Genomic DNA, 25,202 nt, shown 5'->3' with positions numbered 1-25,202 from the left:
TCTGCCTGTCCGGAGCCGGGGCCGGGAAGAAGGAGCCGTCCGTGGGCTCGTGAAGAACGGTCATGCCGGGTGTCCTCTGCGGCGTCGGAACCTGGCGAGCCCCGCTCCCACCGGTCCGCTCAGCAGCGGCAGGCGGGCCCGGTGTGGGCGTTCCCGGTCGGCGGCCCGGTGGAAGAATCCGCTCCCGCGGCCCCGTTCGCATTCCGGGGCCGCGGGGGCGCTCGCACCGCGCTCCGACAGCTCCGCCCCGACCGGGCCGATTCCCGTGTCGGCCCAGACGATCGACTCCCACAGCAGATTGTTCAGCCGGGCGATGCAGTTCGCGCAGGCGTGCACGGTGGCGGTGAGCCTGTCGGCCGTCACCGTGCCGATGGGCAGGACGTGGAGGTCACCGCGCACGCAGTACAGCCAGCACCACCCCAGCGTCCACGGGTTGCCGTCGTCCGGCAGCGGGGTGTGCGGACGGTTCTGGCGGGCGATGCCGGCCAGGGCGCGGCGGGGAAGGCTGACCTCGGCGGTCGAGGGCGTACCGCTGCGGTCGCCGACGGCCGCGGGCTTCACCTCGCGGGCGGAGGCGCTCTGGACGGCGATCCGCGTGAGGCGGTCGGTGCACCGGGTGCAGGCGTACATCGGGGCGGTCGCGGCTTCGATCGTCACCGGCCCGAGCCAGTGGACCTCCGTCTCCAGCCGCCCGCAGTACAGCCAGCACGGCCCCAACACCCCCGGCAGGCTGACGGACTGGGCGTCCTCGTCTCGGCCCAGACCCCGGACGTACCTCGTGATCCCCGGAACTATCTGGGGTTTCTCCAGCGCCAGCACCATCAGATCCCGCCCGCCCGCAAGGAGCGGTCCGCCTTCACCGGGGGCAGGTTCCGGGCGCCGGGCAGGAGCCGGGCGGGCAGCAGCACCTTGAAGGAGATGCCGCGTCTTGGGGTGAACAGCGCCGGGTCGCAGAACGCGGCCGGGGACGTCGGCGTGGAGGAGCAGTCGGCAGGCTGGCGCCGGGACATGGGTGTGGGTCCGTTCGAGTCGGTCGAAGTCCAGCCAGCGGGGCTGGTGAGGGCAGGGCGCGGGCCCGGGTGAGGGCCGTCGCGGTGTGCCGGGCGCGCAGCGGCGGGGGCTCAGCGGATCGGGCTGCCTGCCGGGAACTTGCTGCGGGCGGTGGTCAGCGCGTGGGCGAGGTGGTGGGGGTCGGTCAGGATCGGCCGCTTGCCCGCGGCGGCCCGCGGGGTGCGCAGCCACTCCCGGCCGCTGCCCCGGCAGCCGAGCGGCGGCACCCGGACGGTCCGTGTGGAGTCGAGGCGCCCGTCCAGGCGGACGATGTCCGACCCGGGCCACAGCGCCGGGGAGGCGGGCACGATGAACTCGACCGCCTTGAGGAGGTGGTTGAGGATCACCGGGCCGACCGCGACCGGGGGCTGCTGTTCGTCGAGTACACGGAGCGCGACCCGTCCGAGGGCTGCCGGTACCCGGATGGCGACGATGCCGACTCCGACGGGCACCGGCGCGGCGTCACCGCGCTGCCAGCACCGCAGGACTGTCTCTGGCGTGCTGGATCGCTGCGCGAGCCAGCGCATGCCGTTCAGGCTCGCGGCCCGCCTGAGGGCGGGGACGGTCCGGGAGTTGGCGGGGGCAGGCGCCGCGGCTCTCGGCGCCGCGTGCTCAGGCCGCGGCACGGTCGGTCGCCTGGATGCCGAGTTCGGCGAGCCGCTGGACGAGGGCGGCGGGGCCGGTGAACTGGTCGGCACTCAAGCCGGCGGCGCGCGCTCCGGCGACGAAGCTCTCCTGGTCGTCGAAGAAGTGGATCTGCTCCGGGCGCAGGCCGAGGCGCTGGGCGGTCGTGAGGAAGGCGAGCGGGCTGGGCTTGGTGACGCGCAGGTCGGCGGAGGCGAAGGCGGCGTCGAACTCGATGCCGTGCAGGTCGAGGTCGGTGTGGAGGGCGTCGGTGAAGTTGCTCAGCACGGCGCAGCGGATGCCGTGGGCGCGGAGTCGGCCGAGGAGGTCGACCATCGTCTCGTCGCGGCGGCCGCGGTCGGCGCGCCAGGGTTCGAAGGCGATGGTGGCGGTCTGGGTGCCGAACTCGTCGGCGAGGCGGCGATGGACGCCGTCGGCCCACTGCCGGTCGGTCATCAGGCCGACCTTCGCCGCCTCGTAGGAGGGGTGCTGGTAGGCGTGGCGGTCTATGGTGCCGGCGGGGAGTCCGGCGGTTTCCTCGCCGAGGCGGGCGCCGGTGTTATCGAAGTAGCGGAAGAGGTTGTTCAGGTCGAACAGCAGGGCCGGGGCCATGGGGGGTCCGTTTCTGGCGGGTTGGGCGGCGGGCAGGGCCGGTGCGGGGCTGCTCAGGCGGCGGCGGGGCTCTGGATCGCGGCCTGGTAGACGGTGGTGTAGCGGTCGGCGACGTGTTCCCAGCCATAGACGCGGCGGGCATGCATGGCGGCGTTGACGGCGCGGCGGGCGCGTTCGCGTTCGTCGGTGAGGGCGTGGACGAGGGCGTCGGCCAGGGCGTCGGCGCTGTCGGGGGCGACGAGCCAGCCGGTGGCGTGCTCGCCATCGGGGGTGATGGTGCGGGCGGGGCCGCCGGTGGTGGTGGCGATCGGCGGGGTGCCGCAGGCCATCGCCTCGATGTAGACCATGCCGAAGGGCTCGTTGACTGCGGGGGCGGCCATCAGGTCGGCGGTGCGCAGTCCTTCGGGCAGGTCGTCGTGGCCGCGCCAGCCGGTGAAGAACACGTCGGACTCGATGCCGAGGCGGCGAGCGAGGTCCACCGGGTGCTCGCCCTCGCACTCGCCGGGGTAGCCGCCCCACATCAGCAGCACCGGGGCACAGTCGAGCCGGGTGCGGGCCTTGGCGAAGCCGGTCAGCATCACGGGCAGGCGCTTGAAGTCCAGGAACCGGCCGGTCCACAGCACGATCGGCCGCAGGCGGCCGGTGGCCGGGTCGGTGAACCGTTGCAGGTCGGCTTCGGTGTAGCGCAGGGTGCCGGGTTCGCCGCCGGGAGCCCAGCCGCAGGGGTCGTTGACGAGCCAGTGCCGCAGGTTGGCCAGGCGCTGGTCGTCGCTGCGCCGTTCGGGCCGGAAGTTGGCGGTGTCGACGCCGTTGGCGATGACGGTGATCTCGCGGTCGGCGAGCGAGGGCAGCAGGGTGGGGGCGAGGTCGCGGTCGTGCTCGGAGACGGCGACGATGCGGCTGGTGAGGGCGGCTGCCTTCTGCAGGCGCAGGACCCAGTTCAGGGAGTGCGTCCACTGCCGCCAGTCGGTGGTGCGCAGCAGCGCCCGCTGCTGGCCGTCGAGATGGTGCCGCACCGCGAGGGCATCGGCGGCATCGGCCCGGTCGGGCCGCTCCGGAGAGAGTTCGACGGCCAGGTGCTCGGGGGTGGCGCTGACGGCCTTGGCGAGGTCGAGGCGTTTCCACATGGCGGCGATCAGCTTCAGTTCGGTGCCGTGCAGGGTGGTGACGGTCGGAGCGTCCGGGTAGGCGGTGTGGGCCGCGTGCTGGAGGTGGGAGAGGTGGTGGAGGTGGACCACGTCGACCGGCCCGAGGGTGCGGTGGCGGCGCAGGTGGCCGCTCCACGCCTCTGCCAGGCGCTCGGCGGCCGGGTCGGGGACGGCGGAGAACATCGGGTCGGGGCAGCCGGTGCCGGGCTGGGAGCGGTCCTCGTAGGAGGGGTGGAAGGGCCGCAGCACTCCCTCCTGCGCGCTGTCCCCGGCCTTCCAGCGGGCGTGGGCCTGGTCGTAGGCGTGGGGGCGGACGGACAGCCCGCGGTAGAAGGTCAGGGCGTGCCCGGTGTCGCCGACGTCGCCGAGGGAGCCGACCAGGACGCGGGTGCGGTGCCCGCGCTGGTCGAGTTCCCGGTTGAGGTAGCGCACGACCTGCGCGGAGCCGCCGCGCGGGTAGAAGATGCACGCGGTGTCGACGGTCAGTTCTCGCACGACGGCTCCCGGCCGGTGGTGGTGGGGATGACGAGGAGTCGGCCGCCGGCGGCCTTGCCGGACCACATCGGGTCGCCTTCGGCGCGCGGTGCGCGGACGGTGACGGCGAGGGCCTGGGCGAGGTGGTGCTGGTCGCGCATCTCCACCGGGCTGTCCAGGGTGAGGGTGTGGCTGGAGGCGTCCCAGGTGTAGGGGAGGTGGCCGAGGCCGGAGCGCACCAGTTCGGCGCGCAGTTCGTTGTCGGTCAGCGGTTCCCGGAGGGCCAGGGCGACGGTGCAGCGTCCGCGCTGCCCGACGGGGCAGTGGTTGGCGTCGGTGCACGTCGGGGTGCCGTAGACGTTGGCGCGGTCCGTGCGGCCCAGGACGTAGGCCAGGGCGCAGGAGTTGGTCTCGTAGATCGGGTGGTGCGCGTACCGCTCGGGCACCGCGGCGAAGAAGTCGCGGGCGGGGGCGGGCCAGATCGATTCGGCGCCGTGCAGGTCCAGGCCGGGTTCGGCGAGGGCGGGCCACAGGTCGGCGGCCTGCTGTCGAGCGGTGGGCTTGACCTTGAGGCCGACGGTGACCGAGCACTCCGCCCAGCGGGCCGCCCAGTCGAGCATCCACGCCATCGACTCGGGGTCGGAATTCTGCGGCAGCGCGGGCCGCCAGTAGTGGACGACGGGGATCCGGGCGGCGTGCAGGCGGGGGAAGTTGTCGCGCAGCCGGCCGTGGTGGACGCCCTTCTCGACGTCGCGGCTCAGGCCCGAGTAGGAGAGGTACACCACCACGGGCAGCCCGGCCGCGCGGGCGGCGTAGATCTGGTCGATCACGTCGTCGGGGACGTGGAACTTGGTGATGACGACCACCGGGTTGCGGACCTTGGTGGCGACCAGGGCGCGCAGCAGGTCGAGCAGGTGTTCGCGGTTGGCCGGGGTGGCGAGCGCGTCGGTGCAGGTGTAGAGCGCGTAGGGCTTGTCGGGCCGGTAGTGCGGGTGGGCGCGCAGCAGCCGCACCGTCTCGGCGGGGGTGGCGAGTTCCACGGGGCGGGTGCCGGTCAGCCCGAGGTCAGTCAGGTAGCAGTAGCCGCACCGGGCGACGCAGCCCTGCATCGGGTTGAGGACGCCCCACGTGTCGTGGGTGTCGACGACTTTCTCGAATCTCTGTTCGATTAATGGGGTGGACTGGTCGGGCATGCGGATCTCCCCCTGTTGGTGAGGTCGTCGGTGCGGGCAGCGCCCGGGGCGCAGCCGAGGTGTTCCGGCCCGGCTGGCGGCGGAGCCGCGGGGACGGGCGGGTGCAGGACCCGCCCGCCGCCGGGGCCGGGCAGAGGGTCAGGCGGTGCCGGGGTGCTCCTGGGCCAGGCGCAGGAGCGCGGGCCCGTACTCGGGGTGGGTGAGGGCGGAGGCGAACTGGGCGATCAGGTACGCCTGCGGGTTGCCGGTGTCGTACCAGCGGCCTTCGATGACCTGCCCGTACACGGCGCGGTCGGCGGCGTACGCGTTGAGGGCGTCGGTCAGGTACAGCTCGCCGTTCGGGTCCTGCTGGAAGCGTTGGTACTGCTCGCGCAGCTCGTCCACGACGCCGGGGGTCAGGACGTAGCCGCCGATCGCGGCGAAGTGCGAGGGGGCGTCGGCCGGCTTCGGCTTCTCGACCAGGCCGGTGATCCGCAGCGCGCCGTCGCCGAGGTCCTCCTTGACCACGGGCACGCCGTACCGCTGGGAGTCCTGCGGGTCCATCGGCATGAGCGCGAGCACCGGGGCGGCGGTCTTCTCGTACGCGGCGATCAGCTGCCGGGCCCGCGGCACCTCGGCCACGAACACGTCGTCGGGCCACAGGACGAGGAACGGCTCGTCGCCGAAGTTGCGGGCGGCGTTCAGCACGGGGGTGCCGTTGCCGTACGGGCCGTGCTGGTAGAGGTAGGTGATGTGGCCACGGCGGGACAGCTCGCCGACCTCCTCGACCGCGTCCGCGTAGCCGCTCTTGCCGTCGGCGCGCAGCTGGGCGACGAGCGCCGGGTTGGGCCGGAAGTGCTCCTGGATCAGGGACTTGTCGCCGGAGACGACGATGGTGATGTCGGTGATGCCGGAGTCGATCAGCTCGCGGACGGTGTGCTCGATGACCGGCCGGTCGCCGACGGGCAGCATCTCCTTCGGGGTGGCCTTGGTGAGCGGGAGCAGCCGGGAGCCGAGGCCCGCGGCGGGGATCACGGCCCGGCGGATGGTGGCGCGCATGGGGTTCTCTTCCTGTGCATCTTGGTGGTCGCGCCCTACGGCACGGCGAACGAGGCGTACCGATGGCAACTAGTTGGTCACTGATGGTAGTTGGCGGGGGTGGTGGCCCACTTCGTGCCGACGTACTTGTCCGGCAGCAGCTCGGCCAGCGGCACGAGCAGGCCGCGGCCTTCGCGCGGGACGACGACCCGCAGGCCGGGGGCGTGGTCGGAGAGCAGCTCGCGGCAGCCGCCGCACGGGGCGACGATCCGGGCCGGGCCGCCCTCGGACGGCTTCGGGTAGCGCACCGCCGCCATCGCCACCAGCGGCTGGTCTGTGTACACCGCGGCCTGCGCGAGCGCGGCGCGCTCGGCGCACAGCGAGTAGCAGCCGACCATCGCCTCCAGGTGCACGCCGACGTACACCCGGCCGTCCGCCGCCAGGCCCGCGGCGGCGATCTGGCGGCGCCCCTCGACGTAGCGGCTGCGGATCGTCTCGTACGCGGTGGCCACCAGGCGCGCGGCCGTCTCGTCCGGGCACGTGCCGGCCGGGTTCGGGTCGAAGACCACCCCCTGCGCCGGGGTCGGGCCGTTCACGCGGCGGTCCCGAGCGTGTCGGCGTCCCGGTGGATCTGCGAGGGCTGCGGGCCCCGGCTGCCCTGGTACTTGCCGCAGTAGAGCATCGGCTCGCCCTGGACCTGGCGGAAGTCGACCTGGGCGAGGGAGACCCCCGCGTACACCCTCACCCGCTGCACGACGCGCAGCTGGTGGGTGAGCTGCCCGCGCGAGCCCTGGTCGATCAGGTCGGCGGTGACGTGGCTGTAGATGCCGAGCCGGGCGGAGCCGGAGCGGGAGTGCATGACCGGCACGTAGTGGTCGGAGCCGATCACCTCGACCGAGGAGCCGAGGTAGATCCGGTCCGGCTCCAGGATGATGCCCTGCTCCGGGATCTCCAGCGTCTCGTAGGCGTTCGGGCGCCGGGTGTCGAGCACCGTTCCGGTGTAGACGACGAGCGTCGGGCCGAGGGTGAGGTTGTAGGAGTTGGGGTTGACCTGCTTGGGGTCAAACGGCTCGATGGTGAGCCTGCCGGCCTCGCGTTCCCGGACGATCTCCGGGCCGGTGAGGATCATGGGGAAGGTGTCTCCGATCGTGGATCAGCGGGCGGCGGCCAGCAGTTCGGGCCGGGTCGGGGCGGTGGCCTCGCCGATCCGCCCGAAGTGCCCGTCGTAGAGCCGCACTTCGCCGCGGGCGGCGGTGAAGGTAATCTGGCCCATCCGGTCGCCGGCGTGGACGACGGCGGGCTGGACGACCTCGATCTCCAGCGTCCAGCGGTGCACGGCACCGAGGTTGCCCATGTCGGCGCTGAACTGGAGGAAGATGCCGAGGCGGCCGAGGCTGGAGCGGCCGATCAGCGACGGCACGTAGTGCGCACTGCCGATCTCCTCCACGGTGGTGCCCAGGTAGATCCGCCCCGGCAGCAGCAGCGCCCCCTCCTCGGGGATGGCGAACTCCTCCAGCACCTGGTCGCCGGGGCGGGTGTCCAGCACCTGGCCGCGGTGCACCCGCAGCGTCGGGCCCAGGTGGTAGTTGTACGAGTTCGGGTTGACCTGGGTCTCGTCGAACGGCTCGATGGTGATCCTGCCCGCCTCGCGCTGCCGGGTGATCTCTGGACCGGTGAGGATCAACGCAGCACCTCCGTGGCCAGCAGCCGGGCGCGCTCGCGCAGGGCGGTCAGCGAGCCGGTGTTCTCCACCCGGTGGTCGGCCTCGGCGACGTCGCCCTCAGTCGGGTGGTCGTCGGCGCCCTTCGAGAGGTCTCCGCGCCCGGACTTCCGCGACAGACGCAGGTCATCGGGGGCCCAGACCTGGACGAACACCGCGTCGAGCTTGCGCAGCGCCTCGACGTCGGCGGGCCTCATGTCGTCGCAGAGGACCACCATGTCGGGGCGGTCCCGCAGCAGTTCGGCGGCGGTCCGCTCGAAGCGGCCGGTGAGGGAGTCCGGGTTGATGCGGCGCAGGTGCTGGCCGAGCGTGTTCAGCAGCGCCCCGTCCTGTCGGCCGGACTCCGGCACGGGCATCCCCGCGGCGCGGTAGACCGCGGCCTGGAGATCGTAGAGGGGAGCGCCGAGCTTGACGAGGGCGACCGGATGGCCGCGTCCGGCGAGTTCGTCGCGGAGCATCCCGGTGAACGTGGACTTGCCCGCGCCGGGGCGGCCGTGGCTGGCGATGATCATCACTACCTCCTCTGGATGGATACCTGGTCGGCCGGGCTGGGCTCTGCCGACCAGGGGTGGCCGGTGCGGGGCTTGGATCAGGCGGGCATCAGGCCGGTGATCAGCGCGCGAACGTCGTCCCCGTAGACCGCGAGGCCCCGCAGCTCGTCGAACACACCCCGGAACCGGGCAACGGCCGCCGGGTCGGTGACGGTGAGCGGGCCCCCGTACTGGTCGAGGTCGACCCGGACGGAGTTGGTGATGCTGAAGGCCCAGGGCTGGTTCAGCACGACGCCCCGGGGGATGACGCCGATGGTCATGCCCGGCAGGTCCAGGCACTCCAGCAGGTGGGCCATCTGGCCGCGCATCACGTCCTCGCTGGCGAGGGGTGCGGTCAGGGCGTGCTCCGTGAGGATGATCTCGAACTGGCGCTTGCCGTCGATGAGTTCACGGCGGACCATCCTCGCCTTGATCGCCGCGTCGATGTCGTCGGCCGAGACGGGGTACAGCCCCCTGACGCCCTCGAAGACGCTGCGGGCGTACGCCTCGGTCTGGAGCACCCCCTGCACGATCGTGTTCTCGAACGCCTGGAGGTAGTTCGCGGAGCGCAGCAGTTCAAGGATGCCGTTCTGGAGCGGCTCCAACTCCACGGTGCCGGTGGCGAACTCCATCGTGCTCTCCTGTTCAACGGTGCCCTGTAGGGCAGGGCTGGGAGGTCGAGTGCCGCTTGCTACCCCGGGGCCCGTCTCTGGCTTCGGGCCCCGGGGCGACCCGCCCGGCCATCCCGGGCGGCTCCTTGACCCGCCGATTAGGGAGCGGGTCGAAGTAGCCGGCGCGGCCCTGCTCCACAGGGTCAAGAGGGCACTGCACCGGCAGTCGTGAAGATTGGATGCCCCCAAGTTCAGGGCCGGGGGCGGGTTAGGCGGCGCTTCGGCTGGGTGCCGCCCGCGACTCGGGCCATCGGAGCGAGACGGCCCGGCGGGGCAGACGGGCCAGGTGGCCCGCCGCTCTGCGGACCAGCGGACGCCTGGCCCCGACCCGTCGATCGGCCAGGTGCTGGTCGACCAGTTCGATGGTGGAGCTGACTGCGGCATCGGGCTTCTCGGTGAACGACACCGCCAGTTCGAACCAGACCGCCCGCTGAAGCGTGCCGTCGTCGCCAGGCAGCAACTCCGAGCCGACGTCGTCGGCGAGCGCCGCGACGATCAGGAGGCCGCGCCCGGACTCCGCCCACAGGTCCCCTGCCGCGCGCCGCGGCACGGAGCGGGTCCGACAGGGGTTCGTGATGGTGACCCGCAGTGTGCCGGCGGCGTAGTCCGCGGCGGCTTCGACCCTCAGGTCCTGGGCACCATCCTCACCGCCCACACCGTGCTCCAGGGCGTTGGTGGCGAGCTCCGAGGCCGCGAGCCGAACGGCGTACAGCTGATCGGGATTCAACACGCTCGACAGGCGACAAACGAGCTGGTCGCGGACTCCGCCGACCGAAGCGTGCATGGCGGGGACAGTGAAGCTGATGACAAGTGCAGGCATGGCAGATCCTCCGGGCCGGTCTGGTGGTGCGGCTGGGGGTGAATCCGGGACGGCCCAGAGACCGTCGAGAGCGCGCCGCCCACCGGCCGTACAGGAACGGCTCGGCCAGGCAGGAGCAGCTTCATGCAGAGTGCAGCGATGAACATGGAAGGCATAGCCCTCCACAGCGACATGTGTCACCGTTGGAGTGCTATCCGTGACGAACAGCATGATGTCTAACTCACCGTCAGCGCAAGCCACGTCGCTCAAATATGAAAATTTTCAGTTCTCTAGGTAATGCGCGGCCTAGGCGAGCCCCCACATGGTGGCGAACCGCGTGTCAGGACGTGCACACTGGTCCACGGACAGATCCGGAGGGGAACCCATGGCCGCAGCACCGCAGGTGCGGTACCGGCGAGTCGCAGCTGAGCTGCAGCGGCTGCGCAAGAAGCAAGGGAAGTCAGCAAACGAGGTCGTCGCTGCCGTCCCGGGCCTCAACCTGGTCAAGCTCAGCAGGTACGAGAACGCTGCCGTCCAGCTCAAGCCTGATGTCGTGAAGGCGCTGCTCGACTACTACGAGTGCGAAAAGGCGCTGGCCGAGGTCCTGGTCGAGAGTTTGCGGGCTCCGCACCGAACCGGTTGGGTCGCCGGCTTGCAGCAACAGCTCAACCCCCTCTACACCGACCTGATCCGCCTGGAAGAGATGGCCGTGGGCCAGAAGGCGTACGAGGCGTCCTTCATCCCGGGGCTGCTCCAGACCCGCCAGTACGCTCACGCGATCATCTCCAGCGCCGTGATCAAGCCCGCGAGCATCGAGGAGCGAGTCGACGTCCGGATCAACCGACAGTGGGTGCTCACCCGGGCTGAGGCACCGCTCCAACTGTGGGCGGTGATCCACGAATCCGCGTTGTCGATGGCAGCAGCGCCCGGCGTCATGGCAGACCAGTTGGAGAAGCTGCTGATCTACAGCAGCATGTCGAACGTCAACATCCAGATCCTTCCGGCCGTAGCTCCTCCTCACCCCGGAATGAACGGGGCGTTCGCCCTCCTTGAGTTTCCGCAGCGGGATCTCGACCTCGTGTTGCTGAGCGGCATGCTCACCAGCAACTGGGTGGAGGAGCGGTCTCAGGTGGATCTCTTCCGCGGTGCTTTCAACGAGATCATGGCTACCGCGCTGGATCTCGAACAGTCTCACACCCTGATCAAAGAGAAGAGAGACCAGCTCAAGTGACCGTCCACCTGACCGCTTCTGCCCTGCCCGTGACATGGAAGAAGGCTTCCGCCAGCAACCCGAACGACAACTGTGTGGAGTTGGCGAGCCACGTTGGCACGGTGGTCGTCCGAGACAGCAAGAACCCCGACGGCCCCGCGCACGTCCACCAGCCTGGTGCCGTTGCGGCGTTCCTGGCTGCCACCGCCGCTGGCCAGCTCGTGCCGGTCGCCTGATCCGAACGCCCTTGCACGGCCCGATGCCCTCGATGGGTGTCGGGCCGTCGGCATGCTGGTGGCCATCTACCAGGCTCGGGGCTGCGGCGCTACGGTGGCCCGGCCGAAGGGCAGCGGCAGAGTTGCCCTGTGCGCAGACGAGGAGCCCGCGATGGCCTTCCACCCGACCGCCTCCGCCCTGGCCGTGACGTGGCGGAAGGCATCCGCCAGCGGGGGTAACGGCGACTGTGTGGAACTGGCCGTCCACACCGGCACGGTGGTCGTCCGGGACAGCAAGGACCCCGACGGGCCCGCGCACGTCCACCAGCCGGACGCTGCGGGCGCATTCCTCGCTGCCCTCGCCTCCGGCCAGCTCGCACCGGTTGCCTGACCGAGCGGCTCCACCGCTCCCTGCCGACGACTGCCGGACGCCCCTGCTCGCTGGCAGCCCGGTGGTGCTTTTCTGGAGACTGACCGTGTCCGGTTGGCCGGTTAGGGCAGGTCGTTGAACTCCCCGTTGGCCGCCCCGTCCTGGAACGCACGCCACTCGTCCTGGTCGAAGATCAGGGGCGGGGCGTCCGGGTCCCCGCCGTGACGCATCACGATGTACCCGTCGACGTGCGCGATCTGCGGGCCTTCGGGCGCGTCCGCGGCGCCCAGCCACTGCGCCCCGGCGAGGTCGAGGTCGCGCGGCTTCGGCGGCCGGGGCCGGGTCGGTTCGTCGGGCACTGCTGGCCTCCGGTGCGAGGGCGGTCACGAGTGGGCCCGCATCAGTGCGGGCAACCGCCAGTATCCCGCTCCGCGCGGTGGCCATGCTTCCGGATGAACTCGTCATGCGGTGGTCCGCTCTCTTCGTGGACAACGGGTGGAGCAGCGCCCTCTCCAACTCGCCGACGCCATCTGGGCCGCCCCGGGGCAGAGACGCTGACGGAGGCCACGGGCTGTGTGCCGGGCGAGCTGGGCTGTGTCTTCCAGGCCGCCGTCGGCGTCATCGACCGTAGGCGGGGCGCGGGTTGCGGTGCCAGGACGTTGCGCAGATTTGCGGGACAGGGTGGGTCGGGTGCGCCCTGCTCCGGACGCGCGGCACAGGGGCAAGGGCCATCACGCGCACAGCGAACTGCCCTCCGCCTCCGCACGGATGGGGTCATCTTGACGCTCGCCGCTCAATCGGGAATCGTCTTGCAAATCTGCGCAACCGAGTTGCAAGGGGGAACTGGCATGGCACTACGGTTCATCGGGATCGACCCCAACACGGGGGACGACGAGTGCCCGACGGTCTGGTACGACGACGAAGCTGACGAGATCGTCGTGCAGGGCTGGAAGGCCGACGACGAGTTGCGCGCCAAGTGCCTGGAGACCGGAAGCATCCCCGACGGGGAGGACGTGGTCCGGCTGCCGGCTCGCATGGCGGCGATCTTGAGGAAGGCATGCGATGCAGCCGAAGGTGCCCACGTTCGCTGAGCAGTTGGCCGCCACACGCTCCACGGCGGTCCACCTGGAGATGCGGGACTCCTACAGCGTTGCAGGCGAGGTACAGGCGTTCGCGGCCTGGCGTGAGGGCTTCCGGTACGACCCGGCGGACCGGGCGTCCTGGTGGCGGCCGTGGCTGTCCACGATCCAGGAGACCGTCGGGCGAGGCGTCGAAGTCCGGCGCGCCCGGATCGTGTCCACGCCCGTGTCGGAGTACATCCGCTACGAGCACTCCGGGACGTTCACCAACATCGCCGCGGGCGAGCAGATCCGATGGCTGGACCGGCGCGAGGCGTCGGACCTCGCGCTGCCGGGCAACGACTTCTGGCTGTTCGACGGCGAGTTGGTGAGGTTCAACCACTTCACCGGCGCCGGGGAGTCCGCAGGGCCGTCGTTCAGCGACAACCCCGCGGTGGCGCGGCTGTGCGCCACCGCGTTCGAAGCGGTGTGGGAGCGGGCCGTGCCGCACGAGAAGTTCAGCATCTGACCGGCACCCGTACCCGAGTACAGCAGCAGCGATGTCGACCTCCCCGTCCTCCAGCGTCCAGGCCGCCCGCGTGGCGCTGGCCGCGCGCCTCGGTGAGCTGATGCGCGACGCCGGCCTGAAGGGCAGGGAGCTGTCGGCGCTCTGCGGCTGGCACGACGCCAAGACTTCCCGCATCCTCAACGCCAAGGCAGCGCCGTCGGATTCGGACATCCGGACGTGGTGCCGGGCCTGCGGCGCTGATGACCAGGCCGAGGACCTGGTCGCCTCCAACCGGGCGGCGGACTCCCTGTACGTCGAGTGGCGGCGCATCACCCGCACCGGGCTTCGCCACGCGCAGGAGGCCCGGGTACCGCTGTACGTGCGTACCAGCCACTTCCGCGCCTACTCCTCCCGGGTCATCCCCGGGGCCTTGCAGACGAAGGGCTACGCCAGCGCCCTCCTGCGGATGGTGGCCGATGTCCGCCAGACTCCCGACGACGTGTCCGACGCCGTCGACGCCCGTCTCGCCCGTTCCCGGCTCGTCTACGAAGGCGGGCGCCGCCTGGTCGCCGTCATCGAGGAGTCCGTGCTGCGCTACCGGGTGGGCGACGAAGCGGTGATGGCCGGGCAACTCGGCCACCTGCTGACCGTCATGTCGTTGCCGTCCGTTTCGCTGGGCATCATCCCGTTCACCGCGGCGCGCACTGTGTGGCCCACCGAGTCCTTCAACGTCTTCGACGACCGACAAGCCGGAACGGAGTTGCTGTCGGCGCAGGTCACGGTGACCGCCCCCACCGACGTCGCCCTGTACATGCAGGTGTTCGCCCGGTTCGCGGGGCTCGCGGTGCATGGTGCCGCCGCCCGTACGCTGATCACCGCGGCGGTCGACGCCCTTCGGTGAGGTCCGCCAGGTGAGGGCCGCGCCCACTGCAATATCAACGATCCACGCGTCCGGCAGGAGCCCTGCCTACAGTCGGCTGCGTAGGGATTCAGCCATCTCTTTGAGCTCCTCCAACAGGGGCAGCACCTGAGCGGCAAACTCCTGTAGCTCGCGCCGACTTCCGGTGAGCTTCATCACCTGGTACTCCTTCTCCACTTCACGCAGATGGTCGCGGACCTGATCAAGCGCCACCATGCTGGTATAGAACGGCCGTGCAGTGGCTTCCACGATCTCCCCGGCGGCCCGCGCGATCACCAGCAACTGGTCTGCGCTCAGGCCGACTTCCCGGGCGAGCGCAACGGTCTCCGTGTAGCCGCCCTGCGGCAGTTGCTCTTGCGCGAGGGTCCGACGCGCCCCGCAGGAGCGCAGAAACGCCAGCACGGCCTGCTCCGCGGTGAAGGCGTGCTGCCCGTCCTCGAAGGTGATCTCTGCTGTTATGCGCCAGCCGTGCCGGGCGTGCTGCTGGGTTCGGTTAGTGCGGCTGGCCCTGCTGGTGACGCCGATCTTCAGTGCGTTCAGCTCGTCGGATTCGGCGATGTACAGCACGGCACCGGCGCCGGTCAGCCCATGGAAGTTCCGGCCATGCCCAGCTTCGGTGTCCAGCGTCCTGGTACTCACGCCGCGATGCTGCCGGACAGCACTGACAACCGGGTGGCCGGATGGCCTGCCCCGGTCGCTCCTCCAGCTGTACAGGGAAGCCAGGCCGGTCACCCGTCGCTTCCGGGCGAGTGTGGTTCGCCATCTCCTGGCGGCCTGTGCGCAAATCTGCGCAACTTCGTTGAGGGCGGCGGGTGTTGAAGCCTAGCTTCTGCGAGGGCCCATGGATCGGGCCCCGGCTCGCGCGCTGACCGGATCGTCGCCCTCGACTCCCCCAGGAGGCACCACGTTGCTCGGTCGATACGCCAGCAGGATCGCCGCGCGGCCCCGCACACTGGTGGCGCAGTGCGACTCCTTCTGCAACCTCGCCTGCACCTACTGCTACCTGCCCAACAAGGCCAAGCGCACCCCGATGCCCATCGGGGTCGCCGAGGCCATCGCCCGCTCCGCCGCCGAACTCACCACCGCCGGCTCGCCTCTGGACCTCGTGTGGCACGCCGGGGAACCGACGGCGGCGGGACTGCCCCGCTTCGCGGACCTCGTCGCCCCGTTCGAACTCCTGCGCGGCACGGGCCGCCTGCGCCACTACATGCAGACCAACGCCACGCTCATCACCCCAGGGTGGTGCGAGTTCTTCGCCGACCGCGACTTCCGCATCGGGGTGAGCATCGACGGCCCGGCGGCCATGAACCGGCAGCGGATCGGCCTGGGCGGCAAGCCCGCCTTCCCGCTGATCATGAAGGGCATCGACCGCCTGCGCGCCCACGAGATCGGCTTCTCCGTGATCGCGGTCGTCACGACCGACAGCATCGACCACCCCGAGGCGCTGCTCGACTTCTTCTCATCCCTGGGCTGTACCAGCGTCGGCTTCAACATCGAGGAGCAGGAGGGCGTGAACTCCGTACGCCCGACGCCGACGTTCGAGCAGGCCGTGGAGTTCTGGCGACGCACCATCGCCTGGACTCGGCGCAACCGGGACCTGACGGTCCGCGAGGTCGACCGGCTCGGCGGCTACCTGCGGTCCCTGCGCGCGGGCGACGGCTGGCGCTCGGTGCTCATCGACCCGATCCCCACCGTCTCGGCGGCGGGCGACGTCGTCCTGCTGTCCCCCGAACTGGCCGACACCCGGGCCGCGCACTACGACGACTTCCGGGCCGGGAACGTCCTGGAGCAGTCCATCGCCTCGATGCTGGCCGACGCCGGCCGCCTCAGGTACGTGGAGGAGTTCCTGACCGGCCTGGACCGCTGCGAGGCGACCTGCGAGTTCTTCGGCTTCTGCCGGGGCGCGCAGGCCGGCAACCGGTACTTCGAGACCGGCCGCTTCGACACCACCGAGACGAGCTACTGCCGCGTGTCGCGGCAGGCCCTCGTCGTCGCCCTGTCCGATACCGTCCGAGAGGAGCAAGCCTCATGACCCTGCTCGAACTGCTGGAAGCGTCCGACGCCCCCGTGATCGCCGACCTCACCGGCACCGCCGGAGTACTGCCGGCCGTCGCGAAGTTCGACAACCGCCCGACGTGGGACAACCTCACTCCGGCGTTCGACAACCGGCCGACGTGGGACAACTGGAACAAGCAGGGCAAGCAGTAGCAGCACGTCGTGCCGGGCCCGCCGCCGCGCGGGCCCGGCACCCCGGCACGAAAGAGAGCAGCACCATGAGCGAACGCACCTTCCGCCGCGTCACCCTCGCCCTCCCCGGGTTCGACGACGGCTACCTCTCCAACGTCACCTCCCTCGACCACCCCCGCGGTCTCCTTCAGGAGTTCCGCTACGCCGACGCCGACCTGCGGGCCCTGGAGCTGGCCGATGCCACCCTGAGCAGCGGGCGCGTCAGCAAGCTGCGCGCCGAGCGCGTGCGCCTGGAGGAGGTGCGGGTGGAGTCCACGGAGTTCGTGGGCTGCGACCTCGGGTCCGTGCAGTGGAGCGACAGCAAGCTCTCCCGCACGGTCTTCCGCGACTGCAAGCTCCTCGGCGCGACCCTGTCGGGCCTGGTGCTCGACAACGTCCTCTTCCAGGGCTGCAAGCTCGACTTCGCCACCTTCGCCAAGGTCCGCGCCGCGGGCCCGGTCGTCTTCTCCAAGTGCACGCTGACCGACGCCACGTTCACCGGCTGTGACCTCACCCGGGCCGTCCTCGACGAAACCGTGCTCCGCCGCACCGAGTTCGAGCACGGCGCCTACCGGGAGTTCGACCTCCGAGGCAACGACCTCTCCGAGATCCGCGGCACCGGCAACCTCGCGAAGGTCATCATCGACCGGGGGCAGGAGGCCGAACTCGCCCGCGCCCTGGTCGCCGAGCTCGAAGCGGTCTTCGGCGACGACCTGGACGACCCGGTACCGGGCGGGCGCCGGTGAGCCTGCGCATCGCCATCCCGCCGGACGATCTCCGGCGGCGGTGCGAGACCGCATCCGTGCGCGCCGTCGCCGACCACCCCGACTACGAGGACGGGGCCGTGGTCCCGGCCGGGCCGTGGCACCCCCTCACCGAGACCCTGTACCGCAAGCTCACGCCGACCACCGGCACCGCCGACGCCACGCTCGTCGAACTCGTCTACGCCGCCGACATCGACCCCCGCCTGCTCGCCGCACCGCACGTCACCGCCCTCGGCCGCACCGTCAGCCCACCGGACGCTGCCACCACCACCACGAACCACACCGACGGACGCCGCATCGGCATCCACCTCGACAACTGGGACAAACTCGACTACCAGCACAAGGCCGACGGCCGCAGGCGCCTGTGCCTGAACCTCGGCCCCGGCACCCGCTACCTCCTGGTCTGCGACACCGACATCCAGGAGATCTGCCGGACGGTGCGCCCCGACTACGCGACGTGCTACCCGCACACCGACGACCTGCGGGCCTACATCGCTACCGGATTCCCCCTGACCTGCCTGCGCATACGTCTCGACCCCGGCGACGGCTACCTCGCCCCAACTGAACTCCTACCGCACGACGGCTCGACCATGGGCATCACCGAGCCCTCCACCGCGGCGTTCTGGCTCGGTCACTGGCCTCGCAGAACGTTCGATCTGTCCGATACCCGTGGCTGGCAAGCCGTCCGGCCGTTCTGAGCCAAAGCTGACGCCGGTCCGCCCGGACGGTGCGAGTCGGACGCGTTTAGCGTTTGACGCGGGAACGCACCGCGAGCGCGGCCAGGCCGAGGAGAACGGGTTCGCCGATTCGGGAAGCCATCTCGATCACGGTGCCGGGCAACGTGAGGTTCTGGCCGCTGGAACGGAACACCACCGAGTTCACCACCACCAGGGCACCCTTCTCCGCCCGGTCCACGGTCAGCCGCTTGCGCCACGGCAGGGTCAAGGACGGGTCGGGGGTCTTCGTCACCGCCTTCACCGTGCCGGCGGAGTAAGTGCCGGTGGTCTGCGGGTCCGGGCTATCGTTCGGCAGCCCGAGCAGCATCATCGCCAGCAGTGTCACCCCCATCGCCGCTACCAGCCACGACAGCGCCCGCGAAGCCCGCAGCCCGTACCCAGACACCAGCCAGTACAGCCACAGCAGTCGACGCTCTGCCCGCGGCCGTGATCGGTCGTGGCGGCGCATCTCCATCTCGCCGTAGTAGAAGTCAGCTGCGTCCGGCTCGTTTCCAGCCTCCTCGAACGCCTTCCGCAACTGCTGGTAAGCCCCCACCAGGTCTTCTGGCCCCGCACCCATTCCCGGCAGGCCATGGTGCGGGCCCTGCTGCCATCCCGCGTCCCCCGCCTTTGCCCGCCAGTGGTGTTCCTCCGCGAGGACCTTGCGAGTTGACCGGCGTGCGGGCAGCAGCCCGGATCGGTACCAGCTGGCCGGGGGTCGGGCAAAGGTACAACCGAATCCGATCCGGATCTGGTCGAGATGGAACGCACCAGTGAGCTGACAGTTAGTCAAGTCAACATCGGTCAGTACTAGTTGCGCGGCGTCGGCTCCTTCCAACGACAGGAGTTGGACGCCCGCCGAAGGTGTACTGCCGAGAAGGACCGGCTCGGGCAGCTCGCCGCCAAGCGCGCGGAAGGGCATCGGCCACGCCTGGATCGCACTGGGGCCGCCCAACGTCACGCGCGCCAACTGCACGTTCGCATAACGCAGCCGTAGCACCAATGAGCCCGCGAACGTGGCGCGATCGAAGGACGTCTTCCGTGCGGCAATCTCAATCGTAACCTGGGGCCCCGTGAACTGGGCTTCCATAAAATCTGCTTGGACACACACAAAAGGTCCGAGGTGCTGCAAACCATCGAACACAGCGGACCTGAATCGGGCATGGCCGTCGAAATTGGTGGAGTCGAACCTGGCGGGACCACTGAACGTGGTGCTCAAGAAACGGGCTTCACTGCTGAACGTGGCGGACATGAATCGGGCGCCGCGGCTGAACGTGGCAGACTCGAAATGAGCGAGACCACCGAACATGACGGACTCGAACCGGGCGAGATCACCGAACATGACAGACTCGAACCGGGCGTCACGGCTGAACGTGGCGGATGCGAACGCGGCGAGCTCGCCGAAAGTGGCGGAAACAAACACAGCGTCGCCATCAAATATGGCGCCCCCGAACCGGGCAGAACGGCCGAACGTGGCAGACTCGAACCGGGCGTCACGGCTGAACGTGGCGGAATTAAATGCGGTGTCACTGCCGAACGCGGCGGACGCGAACCGGGCTGGACGACTGAACGCAACAGAGACGAACCGAGCGGGACCACTGAATATGGTGAACTGAAATTCGGCAGAGCTGCCGAATGTGGCCAACTCGAAATCTGTTTCTCCATGGAATCTGGCAGACGAAAAAACGGCGTTTCTACTGAATCTGGAAGACCCGAACATGGCGTCGCCATTAAATATGGCACCCCCGAATCGGGCGTGGCCGTTAAAGGCGACGGACCCGAACCCTGCATGTTCATTGAAGAAGACGGACGCAAAGTAGGCGGTACTACTGAACATGGCGGACTCAAACTGGGCGCCACGGTCAAACCTGGCGGAATCGAATCTGGCGGATTCGTTGAAGACGACAGAATCAAACCGGGCATCGCCATTGAAGGCGGCAGACACGAAGCGGGCGACACCGCTAAACGCAGTGGACTCGAACCGGGCGTTGCCACTGAACGTAGCGGAATCGAACTGGACACCACCAAATTGGGGGCAGCGGGTGTCTGGGTCAGTGCAGGCGAGCAAAAGAGCGCGCAGGTGGGAATCATTAATGGTGGTACCGCGCAGGTCTAGGTCGCTGCCAGGTGAGAGCGTGGCCAGGTAGGCAACCCGGTCCGTTTCGGGCATGTGCTCCAGGCATCGCAGGCCAGAGCCGATCCGAATACCCAAGCAGCCCACCTGGTTGGCAGGGCTGGCCCCTTCCCCGCAGTGCGGCCAGTCAGGCGGGGCGCTGCCCAGTATGGTCGTCATGACGCTGTCCTAACTGTTCTGCCTGGGCGCACATCAAGGGATGAGATGACCTGTGGCCAACCCATAGATCCCGGCAACCACCAGATGGTAGCGAAGGACGTGTCCCCAGCACCCAGACAGCCCGCCGGGGGCTGCCCCGACCTTCACCTCCTCCTGGGTCAGCATGACCTTATACGCGGCTTGATGGTCGTTCTGGCCGCGCAGGTCCGCGGCCTGAGCAAGAAAAATTCTCCACCGCCTGTGGATAACTCGGGGATGGACGTCTTGCTGCGCACTAAGTTCAAGCTGTCTGCACCCTGTTGTTCCTCGCTGTTGTCCGGCCTGCTCTGAAGGATCAGCGGGTACGCCGCACGGCCTGGTCGGCCAGCCGCATGTTCTGGGCCATCAGGTCCAGCCCGGCGGCGACATCTGGCCTGGTGACCCGCCACCAACCCTCCCGGTCGTACATCCACCAACTGGACTGGTACCAGGCGAAGTCAGTGATCGTTTCACTGAGGTGCTGGCCCGTGCCGTCCGCAATGGCAGCTTCCATCGTGGCGTGGCTGAGGTCCGCCTGCACTCCGCCTTCGGAGCTGATCATCTCCTCTCCCCTCACGGCCTGATGTTCGGCTGGATGGTGGGGCTCTGCTGCACCGGGGGCGGTTGGAGAAGCGGTGCGGGCTGGAGCTGCGGGACCGGTCCGGCCGCTTGGATCTCTGCTGCCGGTTTGGGACCGGTGCCAGGGGCGCGGGCGCTCACGTCGATACCACCGAAGTCTGCTGTGAGCTGTGTCCGGATGTCCTCGGCCAGGACCTCCCTGCCGAGTTCCACGGCCGCTCCGACGACAACGGCCGTGGTGGCGAGCCGGGCGAGGTAGTCGGGGTGTTCGTCGCGGGTCACCTCGACCTCGATCTCGTAGCGTTCACCCTGCCGGTACACCTCCCACTCCACCGTCAGCTGGTCGACCGGGTCGTCCCGCTCGGCGACGACGACGATGGCCTCGTAGACCTCCCGGCGCAGACCGGTGTCGAACACCTCGGGGTAGAGCCACGTGCTCACCTCCCGCACCTGCTCGGGGTGCTGGAGGAGGTCGGCGAGTACAACGTCCTGGCGCTCAAGCCGGGCGTCGACCCGGACTTCCGGTCCACCGAACTGCTGGGTCCGCGGCTGGTACGGCTCCGGGGCCGGGTCGCTGAACTTCGCGGACTGCGAGACCGGTTCGACCCGCTGGAGAAGGCGGTCGAGCGACGGTTCCGGTCCACGCTGGTCGGCGGCGGGCGTGCGGAGCTGGTCCAGGTGGAGAGCGAGGTCGCGCCGGACGGCAGCCTCCTGGACCAGCCGGGCGTAGCTGGCGATATTCCTGGGCTGTGGAGCGGCGTCGGCGAGCCGGCGGAGGTAGTCGGAGCCGACGCCGCGGACGGCGGTCGTCTGGGCGATCAGGTCGGGTATCCGGGCGGCGGGCGCCGTCGGGGTGCTGGTTCGCGTCTCGACCAAGGCGGCCATCAGAGCGCGGTTGGTGGGGTGCGCCATCCGGTCCGGGGTGAGATAGGCGATCTGGTCCAGCGCTGCGGGGTCGCGCAGGGCGGCACCGATGACGGCCTGCTCGGCACGGAGCGCGAGGTCGGGGTGGGTCATCGGGTGGTCCTCGATCCGGTGGTGTCCCGGTAGCGGCGGGCGGCCTCGTCGGCGGCAGCCATCCGGGCGGCGGCTTCTTCGAGCCGTTGGAGCAGTTCTTCGTTGACGACGCGCAGCCAGTCGCCGCTGATGTCGATGGCCCACCAGGTGTCGGTGTAGCGCACGTACTCGGGGATGCTGGGGCTGAGCGGGGTGGCGAGGCCGCGGGCGCGGGCGTCGTCCATCTGGGCGCCGACGAGACGGTCAGGGCTGCCGACGATGGAGGTGTCCGCGTGGGTGGCCAGCTGCGCGCCGGGGATGCCCGCCCAGGGGTCGGCGCCGGTCCAACGCTTCTGGAGGTCCGAGGAGTCGGCAGCGCGGACGTCGGGTCCGCGGTGTCCGGTTCGGCAGGACGTGGCGTAGACACCGGTCGCGCTGGCCACCACCGCGCGGAGTTCGGCGTGCCAGTAGCGGGCAGCCTGCCCGACCTGCTGGTCCGGTGCGGCGGTGTATATCTCCTCCCGCCAGACCTTGAGCGCCCACAACTCCTCGATCAGCCCGGGGTGTTCGGCCCAGCACTGCGGGAGCCGGGATTCCACAGCGAGCTCGTAGCGGTCGTAGAGCCAGATCACCCAGTCGCACAGGCCGGCCCACGCGGCGAGGCGCTCGGAGACCGTCATGGTGTGCCACTCGACCAGTCTGGTGCGGGCCGCGGTGGTGGAGGCGTTCGCGCTGGTGCTGGACGTGCTGTCGGCTCGGCGGCGCTGGGCGGGGCGCATCCGGGCGTGCGGGCGGTGCTTGACGCGGCCTATCGGTGTGATCGCGGACTCGGTCATGTCTGGTCCTGGTACTGAGGGGGCAGGGCGCGGGAGAAGTCGGGGAAGTCGGGACGGCCGAAGTCGGCTGCCATCTTCCAGTCGGCGGCCACCAGGTGGATCGCGGCGTCCAGGGCCTCGACGGATGTGCTCGGGGTGAGCAGCAGGCGGTGGAGGTAGGCGATGGTGTCGGTCGTCTCGGTGACCAGCCGCGCCAGACGGGGGGAGAGTTCGTCGATGCTTCGCTGAACGTGGCTCTCGATCGCGTCGGGGGTGACCGGCTGGGCTGCGGTGTGCAACGCCAGCATCGCCTCGTAGATGGCGCATCGGGTGTGGCTGGTGAAGGTGTCCGTCGGCACCCAGCTGCCGAGGTCGGCGAGTTCGCGCGGGCGCTGGACGAGGTAGGCCAGCACCAGGTCCTCCCGGTCGACGCGGGTGGGCCGCCAGGTGCTGAGCGCGTGGAAGCGGCCGTCGGTGTGGGCTCGGTGGACGGCCCAGTCGTCCGTCGGCGACATGGCGGGCACGGTCTCCTGGTAGCCGCTGCTGAACACGGCCAGGACCGGGGCGCCGGTGTGGTCCACTCCCGGGTGGTAGTGCTCGCCGTCGATTCCGCGCACCGGCCCGCTCCACCGCAGGGTGCAGGCGAACGGGGGTTCAGGGTGGCGGAGCAGGCCCTGCTGCTGCCGCCGGTCGAAGCGGGAGTTCCAACGGCGGTCGGCTTCGGAGAGCACCGCGCTGTCTCCCGTGTTCACGGGCGGTCGGGGGATCACGCGGCGGCCTCGCTCGGGTCGAGGTCGCCTGCACGGTAGCGCCGTGCCCACTCGGTGCTCTCCTCGTAGGCCCGGCGGTCGGGGCCTTCGTAGTGGCGCAGCATCCGGACCTTGGTGACGGGGGTGGTCGCGTGGATCACCAGAGCTTCGCGCCGTTCCTCGTCCAGCGTGCGGATCTCGTCGGGGGTAACGGTCTTACGGTCCTGGAGGGTGGTCTGCATGGTGGTGCCGTGACTGCCGCTCTGGTAGGTGGTCAGGGACTCGCGGTAGATGCCGGCCAGTTTGGAGAACTCTTCGAGCTCGGCGCCGCCGAGGCCGCCGAGGGCGATCTTGACCGTGGAACTGCCCCAGAGCATCTCCGCTCCGTCAGGCCCCCAGATGCTGCGGGCCTGGGCCATGTTCTGGAGTACGGCGAGGACGTAGATGCCGCTGCCGCCCGCGAAGGACATCAGGTCGGGGAGGTTCGGCAGCGGGGTGACGTTGGCGACCTCGTCGAGTAGCGCTCCCAGGGGAGGGTCGAGCCGGCCGCCCGGTGAGCGGTCGGCGATCCGCTTGGCGGTGTTGAAGACCTCGGTGACGAACGCGGAGATCAGCGGCGCGAGGGCGGTGGAGTCTTCCTTGTCGACCAGCAGGTAGATGGTGCCGGTGCTGAGCAGCCACTGCTCGATGTCGATGGAGTTGCCGGCCGCGGGGACGAAGGTACGGCGGGCCAGGGGGGAGAAGAGGGGGGTCAGCGCTGTCTGGACCGTCGAGAAGAGGTTCGCCCGGGTCTCGCTGGGCTGCCGGTAGAGCGCGTCGAGCATCTCCGCGACGCCGGGCTCGGCGCGCCGGGATTCGGCTAGCAGCTTGATCGGCTCCTCCACCTGGGGGTTGAACGCCCAGCGGAGAACGTCCTCCATCGTGCCGCCGGTGATCTGCGCAGCGTGCAGCCAGGCGGCCAGCAGGCTCGTCGCGGTAGCGCCGAAGAAGCCGGCACCGCTGGAGTCCGAAGTCTCGGACTTGCCGATTCGGACCATGAGGTCGGCACGCTTCATGGCCGTGCCGAAGTCGTCGCAGCCGGAGGCCGGTGACCACTGGACCTGGTCGGGCCACTCGACCATGCCGGTCGGCGTCATCGCCAGGGTGGGACCGGCCTTCCTGCGGATCAGCGCGGTCGCGTCGAGTACGTCGGCGCGGACGCTGGTGACCAGCAGCGGGCCGTGCCACGCCTTGATCCAGGGGATGATCACCTGGCTGGTCTTGCCCTGGCGGGGTGCCGCGAGCATCAGGACGGAGGACTCGACGACGATCCACAGCATCATCCCGGCCGTGGTCCGGCCGAGCTGCATCGCGACGTCGGAAGCGGTGATCCGGCGGCTCTTGAGGGAGGGGCGGACGATGGGTCCGCGCCGCACGACCGCCGCGGCCGACAGGGTCTTCGACAGCTGTGCGGCGCTCGCGAAGCCCCGCACCGACCGGGCGCGGCGGAGGCGGCGCAGGGCTGCGGCGCATGCGGTGGCCATCGCGGTGGCAACGATCGCGGCGGCGGCGGCGAACCCGGCGGGCCCCGGGAGGTCGGCGCGGGCGGACTCGGGCCAGGCAGCCCGCGGGTCGTCCAGGTGGTGCGGGATCTGCCGAGCGACGGCGAAGGCGTCATCGAACGGGACCGGCGGCCAGGCGGCGTGGGTGATCAGCCCGGCGACCTGGCCGGTGGCCCAGGTGCCGACGGTGACGGTGACCACGACGACGATCAGCAGGACGATCAGGTAGTCCGCCGGGCCGTCCAGCACGGGACGCTGGGCGACGGTTGAGTTGGCGGCGGCCATCTCATGTCCCTAGTCCCGTGAGTTCGACCGGGACTGCAGTGCCGTAGCTGAGCAGCAGGCCAGGTCGATGAGTGTGTTCCGTGCGTGGAGCGAAGTTTGACG

31 protein-coding genes and 1 pseudogene are annotated in these 25,202 nt (G+C 70.1%); 10 read left to right on the top strand and 22 right to left on the bottom strand.

Going from position 1 to position 25,202, the window contains the following annotated elements:
• Window positions 1–60 precede the first annotated feature (60 nt).
• From OO57_RS43000 to OO57_RS39870, 13 genes are all read right to left on the bottom strand, one after another.
• Window positions 61–720: a hypothetical protein gene (locus OO57_RS43000; RefSeq protein ID WP_158715256.1), complete on the bottom strand. Its 660-nt coding sequence runs from the start codon at window positions 718–720 to the stop codon at window positions 61–63.
• 101 nt (window positions 721–821) lie between these two features.
• A complete protein-coding gene (locus OO57_RS42995; RefSeq protein ID WP_033255540.1) occupies window positions 822–1,010 on the bottom strand; it encodes a hypothetical protein in 189 nt (62 codons plus the stop codon).
• Between the two features lie 111 nt (window positions 1,011–1,121).
• The gene (locus OO57_RS42990; RefSeq protein WP_033255539.1) at window positions 1,122–1,502 is read right to left on the bottom strand and encodes a hypothetical protein; all 381 of its coding nucleotides are present in this window, start codon (window positions 1,500–1,502) and stop codon (window positions 1,122–1,124) included.
• 160 nt (window positions 1,503–1,662) lie between these two features.
• A complete protein-coding gene (locus OO57_RS28365) occupies window positions 1,663–2,286 on the bottom strand; it encodes an HAD-IA family hydrolase (RefSeq protein ID WP_033255538.1) in 624 nt (207 codons plus the stop codon).
• A gap of 53 nt (window positions 2,287–2,339) precedes the next feature.
• Entirely contained in the window at window positions 2,340–3,929 is a 1,590-nt protein-coding gene (locus OO57_RS39880) for a glycosyltransferase family 4 protein (RefSeq protein WP_051778352.1), read from the bottom strand.
• Window positions 3,917–5,101 carry a hypothetical protein gene (locus OO57_RS28355; protein WP_063737665.1) on the bottom strand — a complete coding sequence of 395 codons (1,185 nt, stop codon included), beginning with the start codon at window positions 5,099–5,101 and terminating at the stop codon, window positions 3,917–3,919. The genes OO57_RS39880 and OO57_RS28355 overlap by 13 nt, the downstream gene beginning before the upstream one ends.
• Before the next feature lie 138 nt (window positions 5,102–5,239).
• Window positions 5,240–6,139 carry a UTP--glucose-1-phosphate uridylyltransferase gene (locus OO57_RS28350; protein ID WP_033255537.1) on the bottom strand — a complete coding sequence of 300 codons (900 nt, stop codon included), beginning with the start codon at window positions 6,137–6,139 and terminating at the stop codon, window positions 5,240–5,242.
• A 77-nt stretch (window positions 6,140–6,216) separates the two neighbouring features.
• Window positions 6,217–6,714: a hypothetical protein gene (locus OO57_RS28345; protein ID WP_051778350.1), complete on the bottom strand. Its 498-nt coding sequence runs from the start codon at window positions 6,712–6,714 to the stop codon at window positions 6,217–6,219.
• Window positions 6,711–7,247, bottom strand: coding sequence for a dCTP deaminase (locus OO57_RS28340; protein WP_033255536.1), 537 nt, complete (start codon window positions 7,245–7,247; stop codon window positions 6,711–6,713). The genes OO57_RS28345 and OO57_RS28340 overlap by 4 nt, the downstream gene beginning before the upstream one ends.
• Before the next feature lie 24 nt (window positions 7,248–7,271).
• Window positions 7,272–7,802, bottom strand: a complete 531-nt coding sequence (locus OO57_RS28335; RefSeq protein ID WP_033255535.1) for a dCTP deaminase — start codon at window positions 7,800–7,802, stop codon at window positions 7,272–7,274.
• On the bottom strand, window positions 7,799–8,350 hold the full coding sequence (locus OO57_RS39875) for a hypothetical protein (RefSeq protein WP_051778349.1): 552 nt from the start codon (window positions 8,348–8,350) through the stop codon (window positions 7,799–7,801). Before OO57_RS39875 ends, OO57_RS28335 begins: the two co-directional genes overlap by 4 nt.
• Window positions 8,351–8,427: 77 nt before the next feature.
• A complete protein-coding gene (locus OO57_RS28325; RefSeq protein WP_033255534.1) occupies window positions 8,428–9,000 on the bottom strand; it encodes a DUF5753 domain-containing protein in 573 nt (190 codons plus the stop codon).
• Between the two features lie 247 nt (window positions 9,001–9,247).
• Complete coding sequence (locus OO57_RS39870; RefSeq protein WP_051778348.1) at window positions 9,248–9,859, bottom strand: ATP-binding protein; 612 nt, start codon at window positions 9,857–9,859, stop codon at window positions 9,248–9,250.
• Between the two features lie 364 nt (window positions 9,860–10,223).
• On the opposite strand from OO57_RS39870, the gene OO57_RS28315 reads away from it, so the two are divergent.
• From OO57_RS28315 to OO57_RS28305, 3 genes are all read left to right on the top strand, one after another.
• Window positions 10,224–11,069: a helix-turn-helix domain-containing protein gene (locus tag OO57_RS28315; protein WP_033255533.1), complete on the top strand. Its 846-nt coding sequence runs from the start codon at window positions 10,224–10,226 to the stop codon at window positions 11,067–11,069.
• Window positions 11,066–11,284, top strand: coding sequence for a DUF397 domain-containing protein (locus OO57_RS28310; RefSeq protein WP_033255532.1), 219 nt, complete (start codon window positions 11,066–11,068; stop codon window positions 11,282–11,284). The genes OO57_RS28315 and OO57_RS28310 overlap by 4 nt, the downstream gene beginning before the upstream one ends.
• Window positions 11,285–11,435: 151 nt before the next feature.
• The gene (locus OO57_RS28305; protein ID WP_033255550.1) at window positions 11,436–11,654 is read left to right on the top strand and encodes a DUF397 domain-containing protein; all 219 of its coding nucleotides are present in this window, start codon (window positions 11,436–11,438) and stop codon (window positions 11,652–11,654) included.
• Window positions 11,655–11,755: 101 nt separating this feature from the next.
• Here OO57_RS28305 and OO57_RS28300 read toward each other — a convergent pair whose 3' ends face one another.
• Window positions 11,756–11,992, bottom strand: coding sequence for a DUF397 domain-containing protein (locus OO57_RS28300; protein WP_033255531.1), 237 nt, complete (start codon window positions 11,990–11,992; stop codon window positions 11,756–11,758).
• Between the two features lie 420 nt (window positions 11,993–12,412).
• On the opposite strand from OO57_RS28300, the gene OO57_RS28295 reads away from it, so the two are divergent.
• Genes OO57_RS28295 through OO57_RS28285 form a run of 3 tightly spaced genes read left to right on the top strand, consistent with a single transcriptional unit; the run spans window position 12,413 to window position 14,100 of the window.
• Window positions 12,413–12,724 (top strand): hypothetical protein, encoded by a 312-nt coding sequence (locus OO57_RS28295; protein ID WP_324606804.1) that lies wholly within the window; start codon window positions 12,413–12,415, stop codon window positions 12,722–12,724.
• The gene (locus OO57_RS28290; protein WP_033255529.1) at window positions 12,696–13,220 is read left to right on the top strand and encodes a DUF6879 family protein; all 525 of its coding nucleotides are present in this window, start codon (window positions 12,696–12,698) and stop codon (window positions 13,218–13,220) included. The genes OO57_RS28295 and OO57_RS28290 overlap by 29 nt, the downstream gene beginning before the upstream one ends.
• Window positions 13,221–13,251: 31 nt before the next feature.
• Window positions 13,252–14,100, top strand: coding sequence for a DUF5753 domain-containing protein (locus tag OO57_RS28285; RefSeq protein WP_033255528.1), 849 nt, complete (start codon window positions 13,252–13,254; stop codon window positions 14,098–14,100).
• 66 nt (window positions 14,101–14,166) lie between these two features.
• Here OO57_RS28285 and OO57_RS28280 read toward each other — a convergent pair whose 3' ends face one another.
• Window positions 14,167–14,757: a hypothetical protein gene (locus OO57_RS28280; protein ID WP_158715255.1), complete on the bottom strand. Its 591-nt coding sequence runs from the start codon at window positions 14,755–14,757 to the stop codon at window positions 14,167–14,169.
• Between the two features lie 268 nt (window positions 14,758–15,025).
• Here OO57_RS28280 and amcB point away from each other — a divergent pair, with 268 nt between their 5' ends.
• From amcB to OO57_RS28260, 4 genes are all read left to right on the top strand, one after another.
• Window positions 15,026–16,150 carry a cyclophane-forming radical SAM peptide maturase AmcB gene (amcB, locus tag OO57_RS28275; RefSeq protein WP_051778347.1) on the top strand — a complete coding sequence of 375 codons (1,125 nt, stop codon included), beginning with the start codon at window positions 15,026–15,028 and terminating at the stop codon, window positions 16,148–16,150.
• Window positions 16,147–16,326: a multiple cyclophane-containing RiPP AmcA gene (gene amcA / locus OO57_RS28270; RefSeq protein ID WP_033255526.1), complete on the top strand. Its 180-nt coding sequence runs from the start codon at window positions 16,147–16,149 to the stop codon at window positions 16,324–16,326. Before amcB ends, amcA begins: the two co-directional genes overlap by 4 nt.
• 65 nt (window positions 16,327–16,391) lie before the next feature.
• On the top strand, window positions 16,392–17,090 hold the full coding sequence (locus OO57_RS39865; RefSeq protein ID WP_051778346.1) for a pentapeptide repeat-containing protein: 699 nt from the start codon (window positions 16,392–16,394) through the stop codon (window positions 17,088–17,090).
• A gap of 56 nt (window positions 17,091–17,146) precedes the next feature.
• On the top strand, window positions 17,147–17,806 hold the full coding sequence (locus OO57_RS28260) for a hypothetical protein (RefSeq protein WP_158715254.1): 660 nt from the start codon (window positions 17,147–17,149) through the stop codon (window positions 17,804–17,806).
• Between the two features lie 46 nt (window positions 17,807–17,852).
• On the opposite strand, the gene OO57_RS46065 is transcribed toward OO57_RS28260, so the two are convergent.
• The 7 genes and pseudogenes from OO57_RS46065 to OO57_RS28230 all read right to left on the bottom strand — a co-directional run bounded on the left by OO57_RS46065 (window position 17,853) and on the right by OO57_RS28230 (window position 25,100).
• A complete protein-coding gene (locus tag OO57_RS46065; protein ID WP_234337537.1) occupies window positions 17,853–18,914 on the bottom strand; it encodes a pentapeptide repeat-containing protein in 1,062 nt (353 codons plus the stop codon).
• A gap of 315 nt (window positions 18,915–19,229) precedes the next feature.
• A pseudogene (locus OO57_RS47445) lies at window positions 19,230–19,994 on the bottom strand (pentapeptide repeat-containing protein); the annotation flags it as partial.
• Between the two features lie 457 nt (window positions 19,995–20,451).
• Window positions 20,452–20,697: a hypothetical protein gene (locus tag OO57_RS28250; protein ID WP_158715253.1), complete on the bottom strand. Its 246-nt coding sequence runs from the start codon at window positions 20,695–20,697 to the stop codon at window positions 20,452–20,454.
• A gap of 11 nt (window positions 20,698–20,708) precedes the next feature.
• Window positions 20,709–21,731: a DnaB-like helicase N-terminal domain-containing protein gene (locus OO57_RS28245; RefSeq protein WP_033255523.1), complete on the bottom strand. Its 1,023-nt coding sequence runs from the start codon at window positions 21,729–21,731 to the stop codon at window positions 20,709–20,711.
• Entirely contained in the window at window positions 21,728–22,546 is an 819-nt protein-coding gene (locus OO57_RS28240; protein ID WP_033255522.1) for a hypothetical protein, read from the bottom strand. Before OO57_RS28240 ends, OO57_RS28245 begins: the two co-directional genes overlap by 4 nt.
• Window positions 22,543–23,256 (bottom strand): DnaB-like helicase N-terminal domain-containing protein, encoded by a 714-nt coding sequence (locus OO57_RS28235; RefSeq protein WP_033255521.1) that lies wholly within the window; start codon window positions 23,254–23,256, stop codon window positions 22,543–22,545. The genes OO57_RS28240 and OO57_RS28235 overlap by 4 nt, the downstream gene beginning before the upstream one ends.
• A 35-nt stretch (window positions 23,257–23,291) precedes the next feature.
• A complete protein-coding gene (locus OO57_RS28230) occupies window positions 23,292–25,100 on the bottom strand; it encodes a type IV secretory system conjugative DNA transfer family protein (RefSeq protein WP_051778344.1) in 1,809 nt (602 codons plus the stop codon).
• Window positions 25,101–25,202: the final 102 nt, after the last annotated feature.

The organism is Kitasatospora phosalacinea (assembly GCF_000717185.1).
GTDB classification, from domain to species: domain Bacteria; phylum Actinomycetota; class Actinomycetes; order Streptomycetales; family Streptomycetaceae; genus Kitasatospora; species Kitasatospora phosalacinea_A.
Note: the sequence above shows the minus strand (reverse complement) of the source record. Positions and strands in the feature narration are given on the sequence as shown.

Coding starts and splice junctions, on each gene's coding strand:
- OO57_RS39865 (WP_051778346.1), top strand. CDS start 16,392: ATGAGCGAACGCACCTTCCGCCGCGTCACCCTCGCCCTCCCCGGGTTC.
- OO57_RS28315 (WP_033255533.1), top strand. CDS start 10,224: ATGGCCGCAGCACCGCAGGTGCGGTACCGGCGAGTCGCAGCTGAGCTG.
- OO57_RS28245 (WP_033255523.1), bottom strand. CDS start 21,731: ATGACCCACCCCGACCTCGCGCTCCGTGCCGAGCAGGCCGTCATCGGT.
- OO57_RS28365 (WP_033255538.1), bottom strand. CDS start 2,286: ATGGCCCCGGCCCTGCTGTTCGACCTGAACAACCTCTTCCGCTACTTC.
- OO57_RS28340 (WP_033255536.1), bottom strand. CDS start 7,247: ATGATCCTCACCGGCCCGGAGATCGTCCGGGAACGCGAGGCCGGCAGG.
- OO57_RS28285 (WP_033255528.1), top strand. CDS start 13,252: ATGTCGACCTCCCCGTCCTCCAGCGTCCAGGCCGCCCGCGTGGCGCTG.
- OO57_RS28230 (WP_051778344.1), bottom strand. CDS start 25,100: ATGGCCGCCGCCAACTCAACCGTCGCCCAGCGTCCCGTGCTGGACGGC.
- OO57_RS39875 (WP_051778349.1), bottom strand. CDS start 8,350: ATGATCATCGCCAGCCACGGCCGCCCCGGCGCGGGCAAGTCCACGTTC.
- OO57_RS28290 (WP_033255529.1), top strand. CDS start 12,696: ATGCAGCCGAAGGTGCCCACGTTCGCTGAGCAGTTGGCCGCCACACGC.
- OO57_RS28305 (WP_033255550.1), top strand. CDS start 11,436: ATGGCCTTCCACCCGACCGCCTCCGCCCTGGCCGTGACGTGGCGGAAG.
- OO57_RS39870 (WP_051778348.1), bottom strand. CDS start 9,859: ATGCCTGCACTTGTCATCAGCTTCACTGTCCCCGCCATGCACGCTTCG.
- amcA (WP_033255526.1), top strand. CDS start 16,147: ATGACCCTGCTCGAACTGCTGGAAGCGTCCGACGCCCCCGTGATCGCC.
- OO57_RS28325 (WP_033255534.1), bottom strand. CDS start 9,000: ATGGAGTTCGCCACCGGCACCGTGGAGTTGGAGCCGCTCCAGAACGGC.
- OO57_RS42995 (WP_033255540.1), bottom strand. CDS start 1,010: ATGTCCCGGCGCCAGCCTGCCGACTGCTCCTCCACGCCGACGTCCCCG.
- OO57_RS28250 (WP_158715253.1), bottom strand. CDS start 20,697: ATGATCAGCTCCGAAGGCGGAGTGCAGGCGGACCTCAGCCACGCCACG.
- OO57_RS28355 (WP_063737665.1), bottom strand. CDS start 5,101: ATGCCCGACCAGTCCACCCCATTAATCGAACAGAGATTCGAGAAAGTC.
- OO57_RS28350 (WP_033255537.1), bottom strand. CDS start 6,139: ATGCGCGCCACCATCCGCCGGGCCGTGATCCCCGCCGCGGGCCTCGGC.
- OO57_RS28240 (WP_033255522.1), bottom strand. CDS start 22,546: ATGACCGAGTCCGCGATCACACCGATAGGCCGCGTCAAGCACCGCCCG.
- OO57_RS46065 (WP_234337537.1), bottom strand. CDS start 18,914: ATGGAAGCCCAGTTCACGGGGCCCCAGGTTACGATTGAGATTGCCGCA.